Here is a 1,313-nt window from a genome sequence, read left to right on the forward strand (position 1 = left end):
TGTCTAGTCCTGAAATAGGTTTACACCTGTTTGAGTCTCAAAACGCCTGATGCACCGCATCGGGCGTTTTGTATTTCAGGGATAAGTGCGGCCGCTCCCCGTTGTAGATCAGCACCGACTCATCCACCATTTTTACGGCATCCGCCAAATCTTTGGGTCGGTGCAGCAAAAACTCAGTTTTCAAAATCCCATTTACCCGCTCTGCCATCGCGTTCTGATAGCAATCGTAGCCGTCAGTCATTGAGCACTTGATCCCATGCTTGGCGTGCATTTGCTGGTACAGGTCGGAGCAGTATTGGGCCCCGCGATCCGAGTGATGGATCAGCGACTGCATGGATTTTCGCTGGTTAACAGCTTTCTGCAATGCTTTGACCACCGACTCCGTATGCAGGCTGTCATGCACATGATGACCCACGATCTTGCGTGAGTACGCGTCTGTTATCAGGCTGACGTAAACAACACTTTCCCGCGTGGGCAGATAGGTAATATCTGCAACCCAAACCTGCTCGGGCCTGCCAGCGACAACTTGTTCCGGGCCTGCTTTGAGCAGGTTGGGATGGCGGCGGAACCGATGATGGCTATGCGTAGTTTTATGATAAGCACGCTTTCGAGGAACCAGCTCTCGCGCTTCGCGCAAGATGGAAAAAAGACGGTCTCGACCAACAATTACCTGCGCTTCAGCCTCAGTGCTCATCAGATAATGCAGCTTGCGCGTGCCTAGCCTCGGCTGGCGACGCCGCTTTTCCAGAACAAAGTCCACTACTTGCTGGTCTTGGTGAGCTCTCGCATCAACGGCTCGGTTACGTTTGTAATACGCTTGGCGCGAAATTCCCATGAACAGGCAAGCCCTGGTAATGCTCAGGTCTTGGATTTGCCCTTGCGAGAGGACTTGCCGGGTCGCTTTTTTACGATGGACACACCGTAATCATTTTTCAAGACGTTCACGACAGCTTCAAAGAACTGGGCCTTTTGATTGCTCAGCGCCAACTGTTCTTCAAGCTCTTTAATCCGCTGCTCGGGTGTCAGCGGGAGGTTGGGGTCGGTCATCGGCCTGCTCCGCGGCGCTCGGATTGAGGCGCCTTGGCTCCAGTCCTGTCGGCCATGCTTGCGTAGCCAAACCAGTACCGTGGACCGGCCCTGGATGCCAAAGCGCCGTTGAGCCTCTTTATAACTCAACTCGCCTTTTTCGACTTGGTCTACGACCGACAATTTAAAAGCTAGCGTGTAATCGCGTTGGCTGCGCCTTTTTCTCGTATCCATTGAGTCCTCCTGAACAAAGGTCAGAAGGTGTAAACCTTATTCAGGACGGGACA

Annotated in this window: 1 protein-coding gene; it reads right to left on the bottom strand. The window is 53.0% G+C overall.

The window, feature by feature from the left end; genetic code table 11:
* Window positions 1–37: 37 nt before the first annotated feature.
* Window positions 38–1,260, bottom strand: a protein-coding gene (locus EJD88_RS26245) for an IS3 family transposase (RefSeq protein ID WP_178117298.1) whose coding sequence is annotated in 2 segments (ribosomal slippage) — window positions 38–909 and window positions 909–1,260 — 1,224 coding nt in all. Because the reading frame shifts where the segments join, the coding sequence is not laid out codon by codon here.
* Between the last annotated feature and the right edge of the window lie 53 nt (window positions 1,261–1,313).

It is taken from the genome of Pseudomonas sp. PB105, from assembly GCF_009764655.1.
GTDB classification, from domain to species: domain Bacteria; phylum Pseudomonadota; class Gammaproteobacteria; order Pseudomonadales; family Pseudomonadaceae; genus Aquipseudomonas; species Aquipseudomonas cyclaminis.